A 17,537-nucleotide genomic window follows, 5' to 3' on the forward strand; every position below is an offset into this window, starting at 1 on the left:
CTTCCGAGCCGAACGAAGAACCGGTCCACGCGACCGGTTTTTTCATGCGAACGCCGGTTGCGCCGACGCATGCGCTTCGCGCACCGAATCGATCACGAGCGACGCCAGCCGCTCGACCGGCGCCGAACCGCCCGCCGACGCGCGATGCAGCGCGAGCGGAATCGAAGGCAGCGGTGGCAAGCCGGATTCGCTTTCGTCGAGCGCGCGCACGGTCGATGGCAAGCCGTAGCACGTACGCACGGTCACGCCGAGTCCGGCCGCAGCGGCGGCCCACAGTCCCGCGAGACTCGGACTCGTGAACGCGACGCGCCATTTGATGCCCGCCCGGTCGAGCGCCGCCGCAGCCGCGCTGTGAAAGACGCAAGGACGGTCGAATGCGATCAGCGGCAGCGGTTCGTTCGCGTCGTGTTGGAACGGCATCGTCGACGGTCCGATCCAGCGCATGCGCGGCGCGGCGATTGGTTCGAATTCCTTCGCACCGGCCGACCCCCACACGAGCGCGAGATCGAGTTGTCCCGTTTCGATGCGCTCCAGCAGTTCCGTGTTCCGCGCGACCCGCGCTTCGATTCGCACCTTCGGATGCGCCCGCGCGAAGCGGCCCAGCACGTCCGGCAGCACGGCTTCGCCGAAATCTTCCTGGAGACCGAGCCGGATCCAGCCTTCCAGATCGACGCCGCGCACCGCGACCGCCGCTTCATCGTTCAGTTCGACCAGCCGCCGCGCATAGCCGAGCATCACTTCGCCCGCGTCGGTCAGCGCGAGGCCGCGCCCCGACTTGCGGAACAGTTCGATGCCCGCCTGTTCCTCTAGCTTGCGGATTTGCGCGCTGATCGCCGATGTCGAGCGCCCGACGCGATCCGCCGCCTTCGCGAAGCTGCCCAGGTCCATGCCCGCAACGAAGCTGCGGAGCACGGCGAGGTCGAACGTAGTCTGGCTCATGGTAATCATCCTGTCTTATCGAACGATAAGTACGAAAGTTTTTGATTTTCAGGATGATCGTAAGCCGGCACACTGGCTTCCGTCAAATCAGAAAAGGAACGCAGTCATGGCAACGCCTTTCAGCCTGACGACGCCGGCGCTCGACCGCGCGCATCGATGGAAAGTGCTCGGTGTCGGCGTCGCGGCGAACGCCAGCTTTTCCGCCGCGGTCGCGGGCATCCCGACGACCGCCGTGTGGCTGCGCAGCGGCTATCACCTCGGCAACGCGGAGCTTGGGCTCGTGCTCGGCGCGCTCGGATTGGGCGCGGCGGTATCGGAATTGCCGTGGGGCGTGCTGACCGACCGATGGGGCGATCGTCGCGTGTTGCTGACCGGCCTCGTTTCGACAGCGATCGCGCTCATCGCGATGAGCCTGTTCGTCGTGCCGTCGATGAACGGCGATGCGCCCGCGCTCGGGTGGCTCCTCACCGGCCTGTGCGCGCTCGGATTGCTCGGCGGTAGTGTCAACGGGGCGAGCGGGCGCGCGGTGATGGCGTGGTTCGCGGAAGGCGAGCGCGGCCTCGCGATGAGCATCCGCCAGACTGCCGTGCCGCTGGGCGGCGGAATCGGCGCGGCGCTGCTGCCGTGGCTGGCGTCGTCGATCGGCTTCGCGGCGGTGTTCGGCGCGCTGGCCGCGATGTGCGCAATCTCCGGCGCGTTCACGTGGCGCTGGCTGCACGAACCGCCTCACGCAAAGCAGCCGCATCAACACACGCGAGCGGCACCGCTCGGCGACGTGCTCGTCTGGCGGATGGTGCTCGGCATCGGCGTCTTGTGCGTGCCGCAATTCGCGGTGCTGACCTTCGCGACGGTCTTTCTCCACGATGCCGGGCGCTTCGGCGTGACGGCCATTAGCACGACGATGGGCGCGCTCCAGCTCGGCGCGATGGTCATGCGCGTCTGGAGCGGCCGATACACCGACCGGCATGGCAACCGCCGCGCGTATCTGCGCGTCTCGACGTGGATCGCCGTGGCGTCGTTCGTCGCGCTCGCGGCGGCGACCGCATTCGGCGCGGCCCGCACGCCCGCGCTTCTCGCCGCGATGATCGTCCTCGCGGGCGTGTGCATATCGGCGTGGCATGGCGTCGCGTACACCGAACTGGCGACGCTCGCCGGCACCGCGCGCGCCGGCACGGCGCTCGGCATGACGAACACCGCCGTCTACGCCGGCCTTTTTCTCACGCCGATCGCGATTCCGCATGTGCTCGCCGCCGGCTCGTGGACGGCCGTGTGGCTCGCGGCGGGCGTGTGCGCGTCGCTCGCGCTGCCATGGTTTCCGAAGCCCGGGCGCCCTTAAACTGCCCGTCTCGAACAACGACGCGGAGCGCGCGCATGATCCTGATCGGCCAATACGATTCCCCTTTCGTGCGACGCGTGGCCATCGCGTTGAGTCTGTACGGCATCGCGTTCGAGCATCGTCCGTGGTCCGTTTTCCGCGATGCCGACAAGATCGCGCCGTTCAATCCGCTCATCCGCGTGCCGACGCTCGTGCTCGATTCCGGCGACGTGCTGATCGAAAGCGCGATGATTCTCGACTATCTCGACGAGCAAGCGGGAGCTGCGCAGGCGCTGATCGCATCGGAAGGAGACGAGCGGCGCGAAGCGCTGAAAATATGCGCGCTCGCGACCGGTTTCGCCGACAAGGCCGTCGCGCTCGTCTACGAACGCGTGCTGCATAAGGAGACGTCGCAGGCGTGGGTGAGTCGTTGCACGGGTCAGGTCGAGCGCGTGCTGGATGCGCTCGAAGCCGACCGCGCCGCGCGTCCTTCGCCCTTCTGGTTCGGCGACGCGATCGGTCACGCGGACATCGCCGTGGCATGCGCGCTGCGTTTCGCGCGCGAGGCGCATGCGCCGATTTTCGCGGGCGCGCGCTGGCCGGCGCTGATCGCGCATGGCGACCGCTGCGAGGCGCTCGACGTGTTTCAGTCGATCGTGCAGCCGTTCAATCCGCCGAAGTGAGAGCGATCAGGCGCGCGCGAGTGAGGTCAAATCCCAGCGCGGCTTCACGGTGAACGCGTAGTCGCGCACGGCCTGCTCGGGCCAGCGCGCGAGCCGCAGCGCGCCCGCGAGCGCGATCATCGCGCCGTTGTCGGTGCAGAGCGACAAATCGGGATAGTGGACATCGAAGCGCCGCTTCTTCGCCGCCGCCGACAGCGCCTCGCGCAATTGCCGGTTCGCGCCGACGCCGCCCGCGACGACCAGCCGCTTCAGCCCCGTCTTCTTGAGCGCCGCGAGCGATTTCGCGACGAGCACGTCCACCGCGGCATCGACGAAACCGCGCGCCAGATCCGCCTTCGCCTGCTCGCAGACGTTCGCGCCGAGCTTGCGGCTGTGCGTCAGCACGGCGGTTTTCAGGCCGCTGAAGCTGAAATCGAGATCGCCGGAATGGAGCATGGGGCGCGGCAGCGCGACCGCGCCCGGCGTGCCGAATTCCGCCAGCCGCGAGACTTCCGGCCCGCCCGGATAGCCGAGGCCGAGCAGCTTCGCGGTCTTGTCGAAGGCTTCGCCGGCGGCGTCGTCGAGCGTTTCGCCGAGCGTCTCGTAGACGCCCACGTCGGTCACGCGCATCAACTGCGTGTGTCCGCCCGACACGAGCAGCGCGACGAACGGAAACGGCGGCGGCGCGTCGACGAGAAGCGGCGAGAGCAGATGACCTTCGAGATGATGGATGCCGACCGTCGGCTTGTCCCACGCCATCGCGAGCGCGTTGGCGATACTCGCGCCGACGAGCAGCGCGCCCGCGAGCCCCGGCCCTTGCGTGAACGCGATGGCGTCAATATCGGCGCGCGCCACCTTCGCTTCGCCCATCACCTGTTCGAGCAGCGGCAGCGCCCGGCGGATGTGGTCGCGCGAAGCGAGTTCCGGCACGACGCCGCCGTACTCGCGATGCATCGCGATCTGCGAATGCAGCGCATGCGAAAGCAGGCCGCGCCCGGTGTCGTAGAGGGCGAGGCCGGTTTCGTCGCAGGAACTTTCGATGCCGAGAACGAGCATGGTGAAGGGCGTCGGAGGGTAACGGGAAAGTATACCAGCGGGCGCCAGTTACAATGCGCGGCATGGAATCCTTCGATATCGCCGTCATCGGCGCGGGCGCGGCCGGGATGATGTGCGCGGCCGTCGCGGCACAGGCGGGCCGGCGCGTCGTGCTCATCGACCACGCCGAGCGCCTCGCCGAAAAAATCCGCATCTCCGGCGGCGGCCGCTGCAACTTCACCAATATCAACGCTCAGCCGGCGAACTTTCTGTCGGCGAATCCGCATTTTTGCCGCTCCGCGCTCGCCCGCTACACGCCGCGCGATTTTCTCGCGCTGCTCAAGCAGTACCGCGTGAAATGGCACGAGAAGCACAAGGGCCAGCTCTTTTGCGACGATTCGAGCGACACAGTCATTGACGTGCTGCGCAGCGAGTGCGATGCCGGCGGCGTCGCGTGGCGCCGTCCGGTGAGCGTGCACGCGATCCGTCACGACGGCGCGCGCTTCACGCTCGATACGACCGCAGGCGCGATCGGCGCTACGGCGCTGGTGATCGCGACCGGCGGGCTGTCGATCCCGAAGATCGGCGCGACGGACTTCGGCTATCGCGTGGCGAAGCAGTTCGGGCACAAGCTCGTCGATACGCGGCCCGCGCTCGTGCCGCTGACCTTCACTTCCGCCGACTGGGCGCCGTTCGCCGCGCTTTCCGGGCTTTCGCTGCCGGTTCGCATCGGCACGGGCAAGGGCAAGACGCGCGGTGAGTTCGATGAAGACTTGCTGCTCACGCATCGCGGGCTGTCGGGGCCGGGCGTGCTGCAGATTTCGAGCTACTGGAACACGTCCGAGCCGATTCACGTGAATCTGCTGCCCGATCTCGACGCCACCGAACTTCTGCTCGACGCGAAAGCGGGCTCGAAGAAGCAGATCGGCAATTTTCTGACGGAGCATCTGCCCGCGCGGCTCGCGCACGCGTGGCTCGACGCGCAGCGCGTCCCGGTCGATGCGCGCCTCGCCGATCTTCCGGATCGCACGCTGAAGGCGATCGGAGCGTCCCTGTCCGGCTGGTCGCTGACGCCGGGCGGCACCGAAGGCTATCGCAAGGCCGAAGTCACGCGCGGTGGCGTCGATACGCGCGAACTGTCGTCGGCCACGATGATGAGCGAGCGCGTCGCGGGACTGTATTTCGTCGGCGAAGCGGTGGACGTCACCGGCTGGCTCGGCGGCTACAACTTCCAGTGGGCGTGGGCGTCCGGCGTCGCGGCGGGGAAGGCGGCGGCCGAGTACGCACACGGCACCGCGAAAGTGGCCTGAATCCGCGCGTTCGCCGGAATTCCCCGGTCTCGGAACGCGGACCCGTTTGCTATACTCGGACGGTCATCGGAGGAATTCCGTGCGCGTTCAGCGCCGCTCCTTCGCTCTGGCTGGCGTTACGGCGGCGCGCATCGCTCGGAGTTCACTACGACTCACTACAGTCCCGCTTGAGGAGGCGTTCCCCAAGCGGGTTTTTGCTTTCGCGGCGCGGTCGAACGTCGGTCGGATTTCCATTTCGCAATTGCACCGGGTGAACGATGAGCCTCAAAGACCAGATCAACGACGACATGAAGACCGCCATGCGCGCGCGCGAAACCGAGCGCCTCGGCACCATTCGCCTGCTGCTCGCCGCGATCAAGCAGCGCGAAGTCGACGATCGCGTGACGCTCGACGATGCCGCCGTAACCGCCGTCGTCGACAAGATGATCAAGCAGCGCAAGGACTCGATTAGCCAGTTCGAGTCCGCGGGCCGCACCGATCTCGCCGACAAGGAAAAGGCGGAGTTGGCCATTCTGTCCGCGTACATGCCCGAGCAGCTTTCCGCCGACGCCATCGCCGCCGAAGTGCAGGCCGCGATCGCCGCGACGGGTGCCGCCGGTCCGCAGGACATGGGCAAGGTGATGGGCGTGCTCAAGCCGAAACTCGCGGGCAAGGCGGACATGACCGCCGTGTCGGCGCAGGTGAAGACGGCGCTCGCGAAATAATCCACGCCGCTGACACACGGTGATTCCGCACGCATTTCTGCAGGATTTGCTCAACCGCGTCGATATCGTCGACGTGGTGGGCCGCTACGTCCAATTGAAAAAGGGCGGCGCGAACTTCATGGGCCTGTGCCCGTTCCACAACGAGAAGAGTCCTTCGTTCACGGTCAGCCCGACCAAGCAGTTCTATCACTGCTTCGGCTGCGGCGCGCACGGCACGGCAATCGGCTTCCTGATGGAACACACGGGGCTGACGTTCCCCGAGGCCGTCAAGGATCTCGCGCAGGGCGCGGGCCTGACCGTGCCGCAGGAGCCTTCGAATTCGTTCCGGGGCGGCGGAGGCGGCGACAGCGCGCCGAGCAAGGCGGTGAGCACCGCGCTCACGGACGTCATGCAGACCGCCTGCGACTTCTATCGCAAGCAGTTGCGCGCCGCGCCCAACGCCATCGCGTATTTGAAGAAGCGCGGGCTGACCGGCGAAATCGCCGCGCGCTTCGGCCTGGGCTACGCGCCCGATGGCTGGCAGAACCTCGAAGCCGCGTTCCCCGACTATCGCAACGACAATCTGGTCGAAGCGGGGCTTGTCATCGTCAGCGAGAAGACGGACGCGCAAGGCCAGGCGCGTCGCTACGACCGCTTCCGCGAACGCGTGATGTTCCCGATTCGCAACGTGAAGGGCAATGTCATCGGTTTCGGCGGACGCGTGCTCGACGGCGGCGAGCCGAAGTATCTGAATTCGCCCGAGACGCCGCTTTTTAGCAAGGGCAGCGAACTGTACGGCCTGTTCGAAGCGCGCTTGGCCATTCGAGAGCTGGGCTATGCGCTCGTCGTCGAAGGGTATATGGACGTGGTCGCGCTGGCGCAGCTGGGTTTTGCGAACGCCGTCGCGACGCTCGGCACCGCGTGCACGCCAGTGCACGTGCAGAAGCTCTTCCGTCAAACAGACACGGTGGTATTCAGCTTCGACGGCGATTCCGCCGGGCGCCGCGCCGCGCGTCGCGCGCTGGAAGCGGCGCTGCCGCACGCCGCCGACAATCGCACGGTCAAGTTCCTCTTCTTGCCGAAGGAGCACGACCCGGACAGCTACGTCCGCGAGTTCGGCACCGACGGTTTCGGCGAGCAGGTCGATCGCGCGATGCCCTTGTCGCAATTTCTGCTCAACGAGGTGCTGAACGACAAGGAACTGGAGCAGCCGGAGGGCCGCGCGAAGGCGCTCTTCGACGCGAAGCCGCTGCTGCAGGCGCTCCCCGCGAACGCGCTGCGGGTGCAAATCCTGCATATGCTCGCGGACCGGCTCGACACACCGTTCACGGAAATTGCGGCGCTGTGCGATATCGACTCGCGCGCCGCCGCCGTGGCCCGCGCGTCGGTGCCGAAGAGCGAACGTCGTCGCGTGACGGGCCAGGAGCAGCGCGCGCTGCGCAATCTGGTGATGTATCCGGGCATCGCGGTATCGCTCGATCAGGAGAGCGAGCGCACGCTCGTGACCATGACCGAGCACGGCGAACTGTTCAGCGAAGTGATCGGCCACGCGCGCGAACTGGGCGACGCGGCGGAGTTTCAGATGTTGTCCGACGTCTTGAGAAATGCCGCAAATGCGCCCACATACGAGGATATCTTCCAGGAAATTCTCGCCTATGATGAAAACGTGCGCGATCTGCTGCTGCGCGATCCATCCGACGAGGACGCGGCGCAGCGCGTGGAAGAGCAGAAACGTCTGCTAGCGGAGGAGTTGCAGGCGACGGTGGTAAAGCTGCGTCACGACACGTATCGGGCGCGGCTGGATCAACTGGCGCGGCAATCGAGCCTGTCGGCGGAAGAGGTGGCGGAGTTTTCGGATTTGTCGGCGAAAGTCGCGCAGATCAAGGCCGGACGGGCCGCCGGCGCGGATGGCATAAGGTGAAATGCTATAATCAATAGTTCTAAAATCGTGGCTTTCTTCAACCGGATGGTCCTGTTTTCGCCGGCGCAAACGTCGAAGGAAATGGAAGCGATGAAGAGTGGCAACGTCGGGCGGGGAAGAGTTTTCGGAAGGTTGCAGCAAAGCGCTGGCTGAGTGGGCTGTCGAGGCAAGGTTGAAGCCGCGAGCGCAGTGAATGCGTCGTTAAGCGGGCCGAGACACAAAGAACGGGCGGGTAAGCACGCCGACGAACAGACGGGCGCAAGGTAAGCGGCTGCTATGGCGGGTAGGGCGATTCGCGATCGAGCGCATCGCGTTCGAACCGCGATAGGGCCCCGGGCAGGGCACGCAGCAGGTCGGCACGAAGCAGCGTGCGCATTGGGTATTCACGGTTCAATCGGTTGCCATCCGGCAGCCGCGAGTCGAGACTAAAGCCTGTATGGCGAACTCCATGACGAAAAAGCTGAACGATGTACCCGTCGAAGACGACGCAACGCAAAACGCAGAGCCTGCCGCCGCACCTGCGGCGAAGGTCGAGAAGGCCCGCGCTCGCGATCGTCGCGCGAAGGAGAAGGCGCTGCTGAAAGACGCGTTTGCGTCGAGCGCGCCCGGCACGGTCGAGGAACTCGAAGAGCGGCGCTCGAAGCTGCGCGCGCTCATCAAGCTCGGCAAGGAGCGCGGCTTTCTCACGTATGCCGAAATCAACGATCACCTTCCGGACAACTTCACGGAAACCGAGGCGATCGAAGGCATCATCAGCACGTTCAACGACATGGGCGTGGCGGTGTATGAACAGGCGCCCGATGCCGAGACGCTGCTGCTGAACGACAACGCGCCGAACGCATCTTCCGACGATGAAGTCGAGGAAGAAGCCGAAGTCGCGCTTTCCACCGTCGATTCCGAATTCGGCCGCACGACCGATCCCGTGCGCATGTACATGCGCGAGATGGGCACGGTCGAGTTGCTGACGCGCGAGGGCGAGATCGAGATCGCGAAGCGCATCGAAGACGGCCTCAAGCACATGGTCATGGCGATTTCCGCCTGCCCGACGACCATCGCCGATATTCTGGCGATGGCCGAGCGCGTGCAGAACGAGGAAACGCGTGTGGACGAACTCGTCGACGGCCTGATCGATCCGAACGCGGAAGACACCGACGGCTTCTCCGAGCAGGAAGCCGAGGCGATCGAATCCGAGGAAGAGGAAACGGACGAGGAAAGCGACGAAGAAGAGGAAGAGGACGACGGCGCCGCCCAGGCGAGCGCGAACGCCGCGCAACTGGAGGCGCTGAAGCGTCAGTCGCTGGAGAAGTTCTCGCTCATCAGCGAGTGGTTCGACAAGATGCGCCGCGCGTATGAGAAGGAAGGTTATAAGTCGAAGGCCTACCTGAAGGCGCAGGAAGCCATTCAGACCGAGTTGATGTCCATCCGCTTCACGGCGCGCACCGTCGAGCGCCTGTGCGACACGCTGCGTGCGCAAGTCGACGAAGTGCGTCAGGTCGAGCGACAGATTCTGCATACGGTGGTCGACAAGTGCGGTATGCCGCGCGCCGAGTTCATCGCCCGTTTTCCGGGCAACGAGACCGATCTCGACTGGGCGGACAAGGTCGTCGCGGAAGGGCATGCGTACAGCGCCGTGCTCGAGCGGAATATTCCGGCCATTCGCGAGCAACAGCAGCGTCTGCTGGATCTGCAAGCGCGCGTGGTGCTGCCGCTCAAGGATTTGAAGGAAACCAACCGTCAGATGGCGGCGGGCGAGTTGAAGGCGCGTCAGGCCAAGCGTGAGATGACCGAGGCGAACTTGCGCCTCGTGATTTCGATTGCGAAGAAGTACACGAATCGCGGCTTGCAGTTCCTTGACCTGATTCAGGAAGGCAATATCGGCCTGATGAAGGCGGTGGACAAGTTCGAGTATCGTCGCGGGTACAAGTTTTCGACGTACGCCACGTGGTGGATTCGGCAGGCCATCACGCGTTCGATTGCGGACCAGGCGCGCACCATCCGCATTCCGGTTCACATGATCGAAACGATCAACAAGATGAACCGTATTTCGCGGCAGATTCTGCAGGAAACCGGTCTGGAGCCGGATCCGGCGACGCTTGCCGAGAAGATGGAAATGCCGGAGGACAAGATCCGCAAGATCATGAAGATCGCGAAGGAGCCGATCTCCATGGAGACGCCGATCGGCGACGACGACGATTCGCATCTCGGCGATTTCATCGAGGACAACAACACGGTCGCGCCGGCGGACGCTGCGTTGCACGCGAGCATGCGCGATGTGGTGAAGGACGTGCTCGACTCGCTGACGCCGCGTGAGGCGAAGGTGTTGCGGATGCGCTTTGGCATCGAGATGAGCACGGATCACACACTCGAGGAAGTCGGCAAGCAGTTCGATGTGACGCGCGAGCGGATTCGCCAGATCGAGGCGAAGGCGCTGCGCAAGCTGCGTCACCCGAGCCGGTCGGATAAGCTGAAGTCGTTCCTGGAAGGGAGTTGATGCGCGCGCCGGGCTTGTATTGAGAGGCGTTGTAAGGCAAACTCGCAGACCTTCGAGAGTCAGCCTTGCGCATCGTTCTGAAGCATCAGAAAGCGCCGCATTGGCGCTTTCTTTTTGCCTTTTTTGCCCTGCGTTCTGCGAAGGGCCGGAAGCTTAACTGGTATAAGCTGTCGACTCATAATCGACCGATAGTGGGTTCGAGTCCCACCCGGCCCACCACAACTTTCTTCGTTAATTCAAAGACTTAGCGCTATTTTTGTCCCACCAGTTTGCCTTCAGGGACACTCCAGGGACAATTTCGGGGACGATGTGGGTCACGTGACCCACTCGGGGCCCCGACGCCGGTATTTTCAGAAGGCCGTTCGACCGGGCCCACCCCGCCTGTCCACCGCTGCGCCATCAGTGTTTGGGCACCATGCACTGCGTTTCTTGGGGCAGAGTTCGGCGCGGTGATTCTCCGGCCTTCTCGTATTGCCGCTCTACGCATTGGGAATTTTCATTGCGTATAAGCTTCGCCTTCGAACTTGGGGGCTACTATGCCGCGCTAGGGAGTGCACTGTCTCTCTGGGCGTGGATGCGGCCCTACCTGTATCGAGCCGGCGGAAACGTTCATCACTGGGCGAAAGCTACGTCTCTCATAAGCAGGGTCGGCTTTTGTAGGGCGGTTGGTGGTGTGGCGTGTTGGGGCTTCCTCTCCTTTACTTCGCCACAATCCACCGCTTGAGCAACGTTCTGCTTGGCTTGCGAGAATCTGCTGCTCAGAGAGAGTCGGAAACTTTGGCGCTGCTGTTGAGCGGTAGTCATAGCCGCTCCTCGCCTGTTACCCTTGGAGTCGCTCGCTCGTTTAAGCGTCGCGAATCAAAGTGGACTGCCATCCTCTGACTCTTTAACGACGTAGAAGTGATCCCCCATCGGGCGGACTGATTTGTCGGGCCTTTTCTCTAAGTGCGACTCCGCGTCGGTCGGATCGTAGGTTAGTGTGTAAGCGACACCCGGTGACAATGGAGCGGCGTCTAATCCCCAACTCCAGTTGCGCCGCACGCCCTCACCCGCAGTTGACGAAACTTCGATTTGGTGTGGGTACTTGACCAGCAGAAAATGAATGCGGTCGGGATCCAAGCCCAACGCCGAAAGCACAACGAACAGAACTCCAGCGAGCGGTGGCCCCAGAAATGCGGAGACCGCACGGCGCCATCTGCCATGAACGACGTTTTTGATCGTTCCGACTAGCCAAGCGACGACGAGCGGAGGAAACGTGAAAACGGACACAAGTAATATGACAAAGAGTGCTTTATCGACTTCCCAGATAGCGAGGCACAGTGTTATGTAACTGACCCACCACCAAAAGTGCAACGCGGAAATTCCGTCTGCCGTATTAATGTGCAGGTGGTATGTCGCGGGCGTTGGGTCTGTGATCATGCGCTTGTAAGGGGACGTGGCTCGACGTTGCCCAGAAGAGATTGATGATCTCCAAAGGACGATTTGTCTCAATGGCGGCTGCCTGTTGATGCAATTGTCGACGATCTGACGTTTGGTGTCGAATGCCCGCTATTGGCCGACAGTTGCCCGATGTGGATGGCGTCTGGCCGCCGCGTATGTTGCTCATCGGGCATGAGGACAGATGTCTGCGATGCACCTGCGCTGAGAGGGCGGCTATTGCTTTGCCGTAAGCGGGGAAGTTAAAGGGTCGGTGAGCGCATTCTCTAGTCGTGCCATTTCCAGGTCGTTTTGGCTGCCGTCGATCCACTTGGCATAGGTGCGGAGAAACATCTCGACGGTGTGGCCGAGTTGCCGGGCGCAGAAGGCCGGCGTCATGCCGGCCATCAGCATGCTGGTCGCGTAGCTGTGCCGCATGTTGTATGGGCGGCGATAAAGGATGCCGAGGCGCTTGAGGATGCGCGCCCAATACACGCGCTGGAACGCCTCTTCGCTGTGCCACGGCTGGCCTGTGCGCGGATCCTGGAACACGCGTCCGCCCGCAACCTGGGTAAAGGCCCGCTGACGCAGCAGGGCGGCGCGTGAGCGGCTGTTCAGGCGCACCAGCCGCGCCTCGGCCGTCTTGGTGCGGTTCTTTTCCTCACCGGCGACCAACACGCGCTCGATGGCGATCGTGTTGTCCTTGAAGTCGACATAGCGCCATTCGAGCCCATTGATCTCCGACGTGCGCAGCCCCGACCAGAACCACAGTTCGATGTAGTTGTGGATCTGCGCATCCATCAGGGCGGCCTCGGCAATGATCGCCTCGGACTCCTCGCGAGAGAACGGATCGGTCGGCTGACGTTGATGCTTGGCGCGCGTGACGGCTTCGGCGATATTGGTAGGGATCAACTCATCGGCGACTGCAATGCCGAGCGCCAGGCGCAGCACCGACACATAGTTGTTGATTGTCTTGCCCGAGAGTTCGCGGCGGCTGGCGATGGCCGTGAGGATGTGCGAGAGCTTCAGGCCACGCAGCAAAAGCGTGCCCATCGGGCGGCCACGGTTGTCGTACGGCGAGCGCGTCCAGAACTTGACGGCGGCATCGTAGCCGATGCGCGTGGAAGTTTCGATGCGCGTCATGCCGAGCCATTGCGTGAGCCACGCCTCGACGGTAAGCCCCGCATCCTGCGAAGGCGACGCATCAGGTGATCTCTGAACCGCCGATGCCTTCTTCACGCGCGCCTTTGACATCGACTAATCGTCCGTCGGCGCTGGAGTCTCTTCCTCGGGGAAGTAGTAGTCCATGCTGAATGCGTCCGTCCTGATGCGCTCGCTGATTTCGGCGATGAGGCGGTTCGCGTACTTGATGTTTGCGGGCGTCGGCAGCATCGCCGCGCCGTTGACCATGAGCGTGCGCCGGTAACGCACGCCGTTCGCCGTGAAGCTCAGGCGGATCGAGCTGTCTCTGACTTCTACCCCGCCGCTTGTTCTACCCATTTCTCGTAAGCTCTCAAATCAATAAACACACCGCCGTCAGGCGAGCGGCGATATTCACGTCCCTCGCGCCACTTGCCGTCCTCGATCTTGCGGCGAATCGCCTTCTCGGAAAGCCCCGTGATGACGGCGGCGAGCGAGACGGTGACGTAGTGCGCGGGCACGACGCGTTCGGATAGCTTCGTATCCATCAACAGTAGTCCTAATGGTGGTTAGCGGTGCATGTGCTCGTCATTTCTGTTCTCTTGGTAAGGGTGCGGCTGTCGTGCGTCCCCGTGTGGGTTCAAACGGACGACGACTGTACCGTTGTGTTCCGCGAACATCCACTCATGAACGGGGCATTGCGCGCGAGTGCGGCGGCTCATCGGCCTCTTTCGTCCTTTCCTTAAGGAACGCGTTGCCGACTGCTGCATCCCATGTCCGTCTGCAAAGCTACTGCGTGAACCCGTCGCGTCGAGCGTGCGCAATGTCGAGCAATTCACCACGGAAGCCAGCTTGCGGTAGGGCACGCGCCATATCGATCGCTTCATCCAGGTCCTCGAGCGACCGTGCATGCTCGATGCGGTCTCGCACTTCGGCGTACGTGGATGCTGGCGGCGCTTGCTCTTTTCCCGAAGGAGTCACCTTTGCAGCGGCAAGTGCGGCCAAATGGGCCGCCGCAGCGCGCACCGGGACCGGGACGTGGAAAAGCGTCGCCGCATGCGACGCTTTCTGAGATCGGCGTGACACGCGATCAATCGTCGAAGTGGCAGCGACTGGCGCAGATTCCGGAAGCAGAGTTCGAAGCGGCGCTGCGCGATCCCGACAAGAAGCCGAGCACGGCCGCGCTCATTCGAGAGATTCGTGATCCCGCCGCCTCTACTGTCGCGAGACTTCCGGACGATTCGCTCTGGCTGTGGGGAAGGCTGCGCGACTTCGAACGTGACGGATACGCCTCGAAGGATCCGGTTGCGGTGTTCAGCGCAATGACCGATACGATGCAAGCTGATGTTCGTCGTATTGCGCCGACGGCGATTGCTTTCCTATCCGCGATGATAGAAGGAGCAGACGATGAAGCATGACGCCAAAGCGGCCGGCACGCGCGACGCAATCGTCCGCACGGTACGGAGCACCATCACCGCCCTTGAGGTCGAAAACCTCGATTGCGTCGAGTGCAACGCGGTCGCCACGCGCGCCCGCGCCGCGCTCGAAAGCGGGCATGAATCCCTCTGCGCCCGTTACGGCTTCACGCAGTTTCTGCTGGACGTCACGCGGCGAGAATTGGCTCGTCGTTACGGTGCGCAATCCGAGGACACGCGAGCCATACAAGGCGAGCTGTTCACGGGCGTTCTTCAGCGCCGCTACCCGATCCCGCACGAGCAACGAGAAAATCCGCAGTACGTCCTACTGGAAGTGCTGACCACTCCGCAGGTGCATTGGAACGCGGCTCAACACCGCAAGGTGGGTCGCGCACATCTCAAGCATGCGGATGCACTTGAGGAATACGCTAATCGGCGAGGCAAGGGCGTCTCCGCCGCGTGAGCCAGCTCGCTTCGCCGGAGCGCGCAGCATGCACTTGAATTAGGAGTACGACATGGTGGTTGATCAAAAACATTGGTCGCAAGATCGCAATCACGAATGGCGAGCCGTTCGACGCGAACGGCCATCCGTCACGCTGACGCAGGCCGAGCACGCCGCGCGGGTGCCGCTACGCGATGCGGAATCGACGATCCATCAGATCATGCGCCGCCTGGCCGAGTTGCGGGAGCGTGACGCGCGGGCTCGTGCCCTCGTGAGCGACACCTCGGACATGCGACCCGGCGACGTGCTGCTCGACATTCTCGACGGGCTCGCTGCGGAGCCGCACTGAGATCGCTGAGCGCGACATGACCGTCATCGCCTTCACGATCCTCGGCGAATGCGCGAGCAAGGCCAACAGCCGCGCGATCGTCACGCGCCGTTTGCGTACGGCCACTGGCGAAGTGCGGTTACGGCCCGCATCGATCAAGTCGGACAAGGCGCGCGCGTACGAACGCTCCGCGTTGCGGCAGATTCCCGTGCAATGCCGGATGCGCCTGGCTGGTCCGTTGCGCATCACGCTGAAGCTGTTCTACGCCAGCGAGCGGCCCGATCTCGCCGAGGACCTGTTGCTGGACGTGCTGCAGGACCGCTGGGCGTATGTCCAGCGCAATGGCGTGAAGGTGCGCGAGCGCGTGCAGGACGGTGTCTACCTCAATGATCGTCAGATTCGGGAGAAGCACGTCTATCACGGCATCGATCGCACGCATCCGCCCGCGGAGATCGTCATCGAGCCGCTCGCTGAGCCAACGGCTGATCTGTTCGGAGATCCATGATGAACCCGCTGTTCCGCGACATGCGCATCGCGCATGGCGAGCACTTGCGCGCACGCGCCGTTCACGATGTGCCGCGCCTGCGTCGCGCCTTGCACCTGATCAGCCGGATTGCCGAGCAGGAAGGCGGCAAGCCCGCCATGCAGCGCATTGCCAAACTCGCCCGTTCGGCGCTGGTGGTGTCGACGCCACCGGATGGCGATGCTGGCCCGGACACCGATCACGTGTGAAGCGAGACGACCATGAAGCTGTTCGATGTGCGATTTGCAGAAGCGCCGCGGTTGCCCACGCCCGGCGAGCAGGTGCGCGCTGAAGCGCGGCGCCGGGGCGGCCACTACGCGCGCAACGCCAACCACTATGCGGCGGTGGCCGAACGCTGGTACGGCCGGCGACCGCTGCACGGCGAGGAGCGGCGGGTCATGTTCGACGACGTGTTCAGCAACGGGTGAGCGGCCATGTCCGGCGACCGGCCACGCGCGCGGACCCGCGCCTCGGTTTCAGCGGCGGCACGCCCCGTCATGATGCTGCTCACGCGCCTCGAAGGCGTGCGTCAGGTTGCGCCCGGCCGCTGGCGGGCAATGTGCCCGGCGCACGAAGGGCATCGGCCGGCGCTCGCCATCACCGAGACCGCCGACGGCACCGTGCTGATGCACTGCTTCGCGGGCTGCGGCGTCACCGAGATCGCGGCGGCACTCGAGCTGAACCTCGCCGATCTGTTTCCGCCGGATTGGCGCGACGGCCCGGGCGGAACGCAGCGCACGCTGACCCCTTGCGTGCTCATCCAGCTTGACCTCGTGGACGTGACGCTTGAAAGGATCGATGAGATAGGCAGTAACGGACATGGTTGTTTCGGTCGTGCAGTTCAACGTGGTGTTCATGCGGCGATAGGAGTCTTGGGATCGAGCCGCTTGGCGATGTGGGCCAAATAGGCTGTGAGCGCCTCGCCGACGGTGAAGCCTTCGGGAAGCGGTGCGATCTCGCGCAGCGTGGTGTGGAAGTCGGCCGCGTGTTCGCAGGAAGAAAAGCCGAGCAGCATCGCGATGCACTCGCGTGCGGTGGCGGACAACTGTTCATTGAGGTTTCGAGGCGCAAGTGCTGCGGCGATTCGATCGTTGGCCATGGTGTTCATTTCGGTAGCTCCGTAGATGGTTGTGGTGGGGAGCATTTACGCTCTGCTCGCCGATGAAAGCCAGTCCATCGCATGGGCATAGGGACACGAAGCAACAGCCCTCTCGCCCGACAGTCTCAATCCCTTGACTGAACAGGAATACGGAGCATCAGCACAGGATGAACAATGCCGCGCAGCACCTTCGCACCCGCCGCGGCGCAGCGTCAGCTTGTGCTCAAGCTCGCCGCATGCGGGACATCCGCTTCAGAGATCTGTGCGCTGATCACCGGGCCGCGCGGCCGTCCGGTCACCGAGCAGACGCTGCGTCAGCACTTCGCGCAAGAGATGCAGGAGGGCGCGGTGCGCGCCAACAGCAATGTCGCGCAGTCGCTCTACAACAAGGCGACGGGCGGCGACACGATCGCGGCGATCTTTTGGCTCAAGTGCCGCGCGCACTGGAAGGAGACCGCTTAGGCGGTCGAAGTCACCGGCGCAAACGGTGGCCCGCTGCGCGTGCAGTCGATGAGCGATACGGAACTCGAGGCCATTGTTGAGCACGGGCGACAAGGCCGTCGATCCCGGCGAGGCTGATCAGGCGGCGGTGGCAAATGCCGCGCTCAAGCCGTCAGCGGCGATCTCGGGCAGCGTAGCGCTGAACCCTTTTTTCGGGTCGGCCTTTGCGTACCTGACAAATCAATGACTTAGGGCCAAGGTCAAATTTTGGGTGCCCGAGCCCAAACAGCGTCATTCTCGTGGAGAATCAAGAGGATGGCGTAGAACCCGTCTAGTTCGCTGCCGCGTAGGCAGCTTAGAAACTTTGCTTGGATGTC

Annotated in this window: 21 protein-coding genes, 1 tRNA gene and 1 CRISPR repeat array (1 of these 23 only partly in view); of the genes, 16 read left to right on the forward strand and 6 right to left on the reverse strand. The window is 63.8% G+C overall.

Annotated elements, in window-relative coordinates; translation table 11 throughout:
* Positions 1-42 precede the first annotated feature (42 nt).
* The gene (locus tag AWB72_RS20930; protein ID WP_040050375.1) at positions 43-939 is read right to left on the reverse strand and encodes a LysR substrate-binding domain-containing protein; all 897 of its coding nucleotides are present in this window, start codon (positions 937-939) and stop codon (positions 43-45) included.
* Positions 940-1,045: 106 nt separating this feature from the next.
* Between AWB72_RS20930 and AWB72_RS20935 the strand changes: the two genes are divergently transcribed.
* Positions 1,046-2,275, forward strand: a complete 1,230-nt coding sequence (locus AWB72_RS20935) for an MFS transporter (RefSeq protein ID WP_040050292.1) — start codon at positions 1,046-1,048, stop codon at positions 2,273-2,275.
* Positions 2,276-2,310: 35 nt separating this feature from the next.
* Positions 2,311-2,937, forward strand: coding sequence for a glutathione S-transferase family protein (locus AWB72_RS20940; protein WP_040050293.1), 627 nt, complete (start codon positions 2,311-2,313; stop codon positions 2,935-2,937).
* A gap of 6 nt (positions 2,938-2,943) precedes the next feature.
* Here the strand turns inward: AWB72_RS20940 and tsaD are convergent, their stop codons facing one another.
* On the reverse strand, positions 2,944-3,972 hold the full coding sequence (gene tsaD / locus AWB72_RS20945; RefSeq protein ID WP_040050294.1) for a tRNA (adenosine(37)-N6)-threonylcarbamoyltransferase complex transferase subunit TsaD: 1,029 nt from the start codon (positions 3,970-3,972) through the stop codon (positions 2,944-2,946).
* 62 nt (positions 3,973-4,034) lie between these two features.
* Here tsaD and AWB72_RS20950 point away from each other — a divergent pair, with 62 nt between their 5' ends.
* The 5 genes from AWB72_RS20950 (at position 4,035) to AWB72_RS20970 (ending at position 10,575) form a co-directional block, all read left to right on the forward strand.
* Positions 4,035-5,261 (forward strand): BaiN/RdsA family NAD(P)/FAD-dependent oxidoreductase, encoded by a 1,227-nt coding sequence (locus AWB72_RS20950; protein ID WP_040050376.1) that lies wholly within the window; start codon positions 4,035-4,037, stop codon positions 5,259-5,261.
* Between the two features lie 257 nt (positions 5,262-5,518).
* Positions 5,519-5,965 carry a GatB/YqeY domain-containing protein gene (locus AWB72_RS20955; RefSeq protein WP_040050295.1) on the forward strand — a complete coding sequence of 149 codons (447 nt, stop codon included), beginning with the start codon at positions 5,519-5,521 and terminating at the stop codon, positions 5,963-5,965.
* A gap of 19 nt (positions 5,966-5,984) precedes the next feature.
* Positions 5,985-7,865, forward strand: a complete 1,881-nt coding sequence (dnaG, locus tag AWB72_RS20960; RefSeq protein WP_040050296.1) for a DNA primase — start codon at positions 5,985-5,987, stop codon at positions 7,863-7,865.
* A gap of 436 nt (positions 7,866-8,301) precedes the next feature.
* A complete protein-coding gene (gene rpoD / locus AWB72_RS20965; protein ID WP_084592835.1) occupies positions 8,302-10,356 on the forward strand; it encodes an RNA polymerase sigma factor RpoD in 2,055 nt (684 codons plus the stop codon).
* Positions 10,357-10,498: 142 nt separating this feature from the next.
* Positions 10,499-10,575, forward strand: a tRNA-Ile gene (locus AWB72_RS20970).
* 1,434 nt (positions 10,576-12,009) lie between these two features.
* Here AWB72_RS20970 and AWB72_RS20980 read toward each other — a convergent pair.
* From AWB72_RS20980 to xisR, 3 genes are read right to left on the reverse strand one after another with little or no spacing between them, the layout of a single operon-like run.
* Complete coding sequence (locus tag AWB72_RS20980) at positions 12,010-13,026, reverse strand: site-specific integrase (RefSeq protein ID WP_342066001.1); 1,017 nt, start codon at positions 13,024-13,026, stop codon at positions 12,010-12,012.
* 3 nt (positions 13,027-13,029) lie between these two features.
* Positions 13,030-13,272, reverse strand: a complete 243-nt coding sequence (locus tag AWB72_RS29760; RefSeq protein ID WP_342066003.1) for an Arm DNA-binding domain-containing protein — start codon at positions 13,270-13,272, stop codon at positions 13,030-13,032.
* Positions 13,248-13,460, reverse strand: a complete 213-nt coding sequence (gene xisR / locus AWB72_RS20985) for an excisionase family protein (protein WP_040050299.1) — start codon at positions 13,458-13,460, stop codon at positions 13,248-13,250. Before xisR ends, AWB72_RS29760 begins: the two co-directional genes overlap by 25 nt.
* A 396-nt stretch (positions 13,461-13,856) precedes the next feature.
* Here xisR and AWB72_RS20995 point away from each other — a divergent pair, with 396 nt between their 5' ends.
* The 7 genes from AWB72_RS20995 (at position 13,857) to AWB72_RS28620 (ending at position 16,528) form a co-directional block, all read left to right on the forward strand.
* Positions 13,857-14,330: a hypothetical protein gene (locus AWB72_RS20995; protein ID WP_143754657.1), complete on the forward strand. Its 474-nt coding sequence runs from the start codon at positions 13,857-13,859 to the stop codon at positions 14,328-14,330.
* Positions 14,320-14,790, forward strand: a complete 471-nt coding sequence (locus tag AWB72_RS21000; protein WP_040050302.1) for a hypothetical protein — start codon at positions 14,320-14,322, stop codon at positions 14,788-14,790. The genes AWB72_RS20995 and AWB72_RS21000 overlap by 11 nt, the downstream gene beginning before the upstream one ends.
* Positions 14,791-14,842: 52 nt before the next feature.
* The gene (locus AWB72_RS21005; protein WP_040050303.1) at positions 14,843-15,118 is read left to right on the forward strand and encodes a hypothetical protein; all 276 of its coding nucleotides are present in this window, start codon (positions 14,843-14,845) and stop codon (positions 15,116-15,118) included.
* A gap of 16 nt (positions 15,119-15,134) precedes the next feature.
* Complete coding sequence (locus AWB72_RS21010; RefSeq protein WP_040050304.1) at positions 15,135-15,602, forward strand: RusA family crossover junction endodeoxyribonuclease; 468 nt, start codon at positions 15,135-15,137, stop codon at positions 15,600-15,602.
* Positions 15,599-15,829 carry a hypothetical protein gene (locus AWB72_RS21015; protein ID WP_143754658.1) on the forward strand — a complete coding sequence of 77 codons (231 nt, stop codon included), beginning with the start codon at positions 15,599-15,601 and terminating at the stop codon, positions 15,827-15,829. The genes AWB72_RS21010 and AWB72_RS21015 overlap by 4 nt, the downstream gene beginning before the upstream one ends.
* Before the next feature lie 12 nt (positions 15,830-15,841).
* Positions 15,842-16,048, forward strand: a complete 207-nt coding sequence (locus tag AWB72_RS21020) for a hypothetical protein (protein ID WP_040050306.1) — start codon at positions 15,842-15,844, stop codon at positions 16,046-16,048.
* A gap of 69 nt (positions 16,049-16,117) precedes the next feature.
* Complete coding sequence (locus tag AWB72_RS28620; RefSeq protein ID WP_143754659.1) at positions 16,118-16,528, forward strand: hypothetical protein; 411 nt, start codon at positions 16,118-16,120, stop codon at positions 16,526-16,528.
* On the opposite strand, the gene AWB72_RS21030 is transcribed toward AWB72_RS28620, so the two are convergent.
* Positions 16,474-16,728, reverse strand: coding sequence for a hypothetical protein (locus AWB72_RS21030; protein WP_040050308.1), 255 nt, complete (start codon positions 16,726-16,728; stop codon positions 16,474-16,476). The genes AWB72_RS28620 and AWB72_RS21030 overlap by 55 nt on opposite strands.
* Positions 16,729-16,893: 165 nt before the next feature.
* On the opposite strand from AWB72_RS21030, the gene AWB72_RS21035 reads away from it, so the two are divergent.
* Complete coding sequence (locus tag AWB72_RS21035; RefSeq protein ID WP_087128664.1) at positions 16,894-17,181, forward strand: hypothetical protein; 288 nt, start codon at positions 16,894-16,896, stop codon at positions 17,179-17,181.
* Between the two features lie 76 nt (positions 17,182-17,257).
* Positions 17,258-17,407 (forward strand): hypothetical protein, encoded by a 150-nt coding sequence (locus AWB72_RS28960; protein ID WP_159459390.1) that lies wholly within the window; start codon positions 17,258-17,260, stop codon positions 17,405-17,407.
* An 87-nt stretch (positions 17,408-17,494) separates the two neighbouring features.
* A CRISPR array of direct repeats spans positions 17,495-17,537; the repeat unit is 28 nt; unit sequence GTTCGCTGCCGCGTAGGCAGCTTAGAAA; it runs 1,428 nt beyond the window's last position.

This window comes from Caballeronia concitans (assembly GCF_001544615.1).
GTDB lineage: Bacteria > Pseudomonadota > Gammaproteobacteria > Burkholderiales > Burkholderiaceae > Caballeronia > Caballeronia concitans.

Bases quoted from the DNA above. Each gene is read 5' to 3' on its own strand.
- AWB72_RS20930 (WP_040050375.1), bottom strand. From the start codon at position 939: ATGAGCCAGACTACGTTCGACCTCGCCGTGCTCCGCAGCTTCGTTGCG.
- AWB72_RS20935 (WP_040050292.1), top strand. From the start codon at position 1,046: ATGGCAACGCCTTTCAGCCTGACGACGCCGGCGCTCGACCGCGCGCAT.
- AWB72_RS20940 (WP_040050293.1), top strand. From the start codon at position 2,311: ATGATCCTGATCGGCCAATACGATTCCCCTTTCGTGCGACGCGTGGCC.
- tsaD (WP_040050294.1), bottom strand. From the start codon at position 3,972: ATGCTCGTTCTCGGCATCGAAAGTTCCTGCGACGAAACCGGCCTCGCC.
- AWB72_RS20950 (WP_040050376.1), top strand. From the start codon at position 4,035: ATGGAATCCTTCGATATCGCCGTCATCGGCGCGGGCGCGGCCGGGATG.
- AWB72_RS20955 (WP_040050295.1), top strand. From the start codon at position 5,519: ATGAGCCTCAAAGACCAGATCAACGACGACATGAAGACCGCCATGCGC.
- rpoD (WP_084592835.1), top strand. From the start codon at position 8,302: ATGGCGAACTCCATGACGAAAAAGCTGAACGATGTACCCGTCGAAGAC.
- AWB72_RS20980 (WP_342066001.1), bottom strand. From the start codon at position 13,026: ATGTCAAAGGCGCGCGTGAAGAAGGCATCGGCGGTTCAGAGATCACCT.
- AWB72_RS29760 (WP_342066003.1), bottom strand. From the start codon at position 13,272: ATGGGTAGAACAAGCGGCGGGGTAGAAGTCAGAGACAGCTCGATCCGC.
- xisR (WP_040050299.1), bottom strand. From the start codon at position 13,460: ATGGATACGAAGCTATCCGAACGCGTCGTGCCCGCGCACTACGTCACC.
- AWB72_RS20995 (WP_143754657.1), top strand. From the start codon at position 13,857: ATGCTGGCGGCGCTTGCTCTTTTCCCGAAGGAGTCACCTTTGCAGCGG.
- AWB72_RS21000 (WP_040050302.1), top strand. From the start codon at position 14,320: ATGAAGCATGACGCCAAAGCGGCCGGCACGCGCGACGCAATCGTCCGC.
- AWB72_RS21005 (WP_040050303.1), top strand. From the start codon at position 14,843: ATGGTGGTTGATCAAAAACATTGGTCGCAAGATCGCAATCACGAATGG.
- AWB72_RS21010 (WP_040050304.1), top strand. From the start codon at position 15,135: ATGACCGTCATCGCCTTCACGATCCTCGGCGAATGCGCGAGCAAGGCC.
- AWB72_RS21015 (WP_143754658.1), top strand. From the start codon at position 15,599: ATGATGAACCCGCTGTTCCGCGACATGCGCATCGCGCATGGCGAGCAC.
- AWB72_RS21020 (WP_040050306.1), top strand. From the start codon at position 15,842: ATGAAGCTGTTCGATGTGCGATTTGCAGAAGCGCCGCGGTTGCCCACG.
- AWB72_RS28620 (WP_143754659.1), top strand. From the start codon at position 16,118: ATGATGCTGCTCACGCGCCTCGAAGGCGTGCGTCAGGTTGCGCCCGGC.
- AWB72_RS21030 (WP_040050308.1), bottom strand. From the start codon at position 16,728: ATGAACACCATGGCCAACGATCGAATCGCCGCAGCACTTGCGCCTCGA.
- AWB72_RS21035 (WP_087128664.1), top strand. From the start codon at position 16,894: ATGCCGCGCAGCACCTTCGCACCCGCCGCGGCGCAGCGTCAGCTTGTG.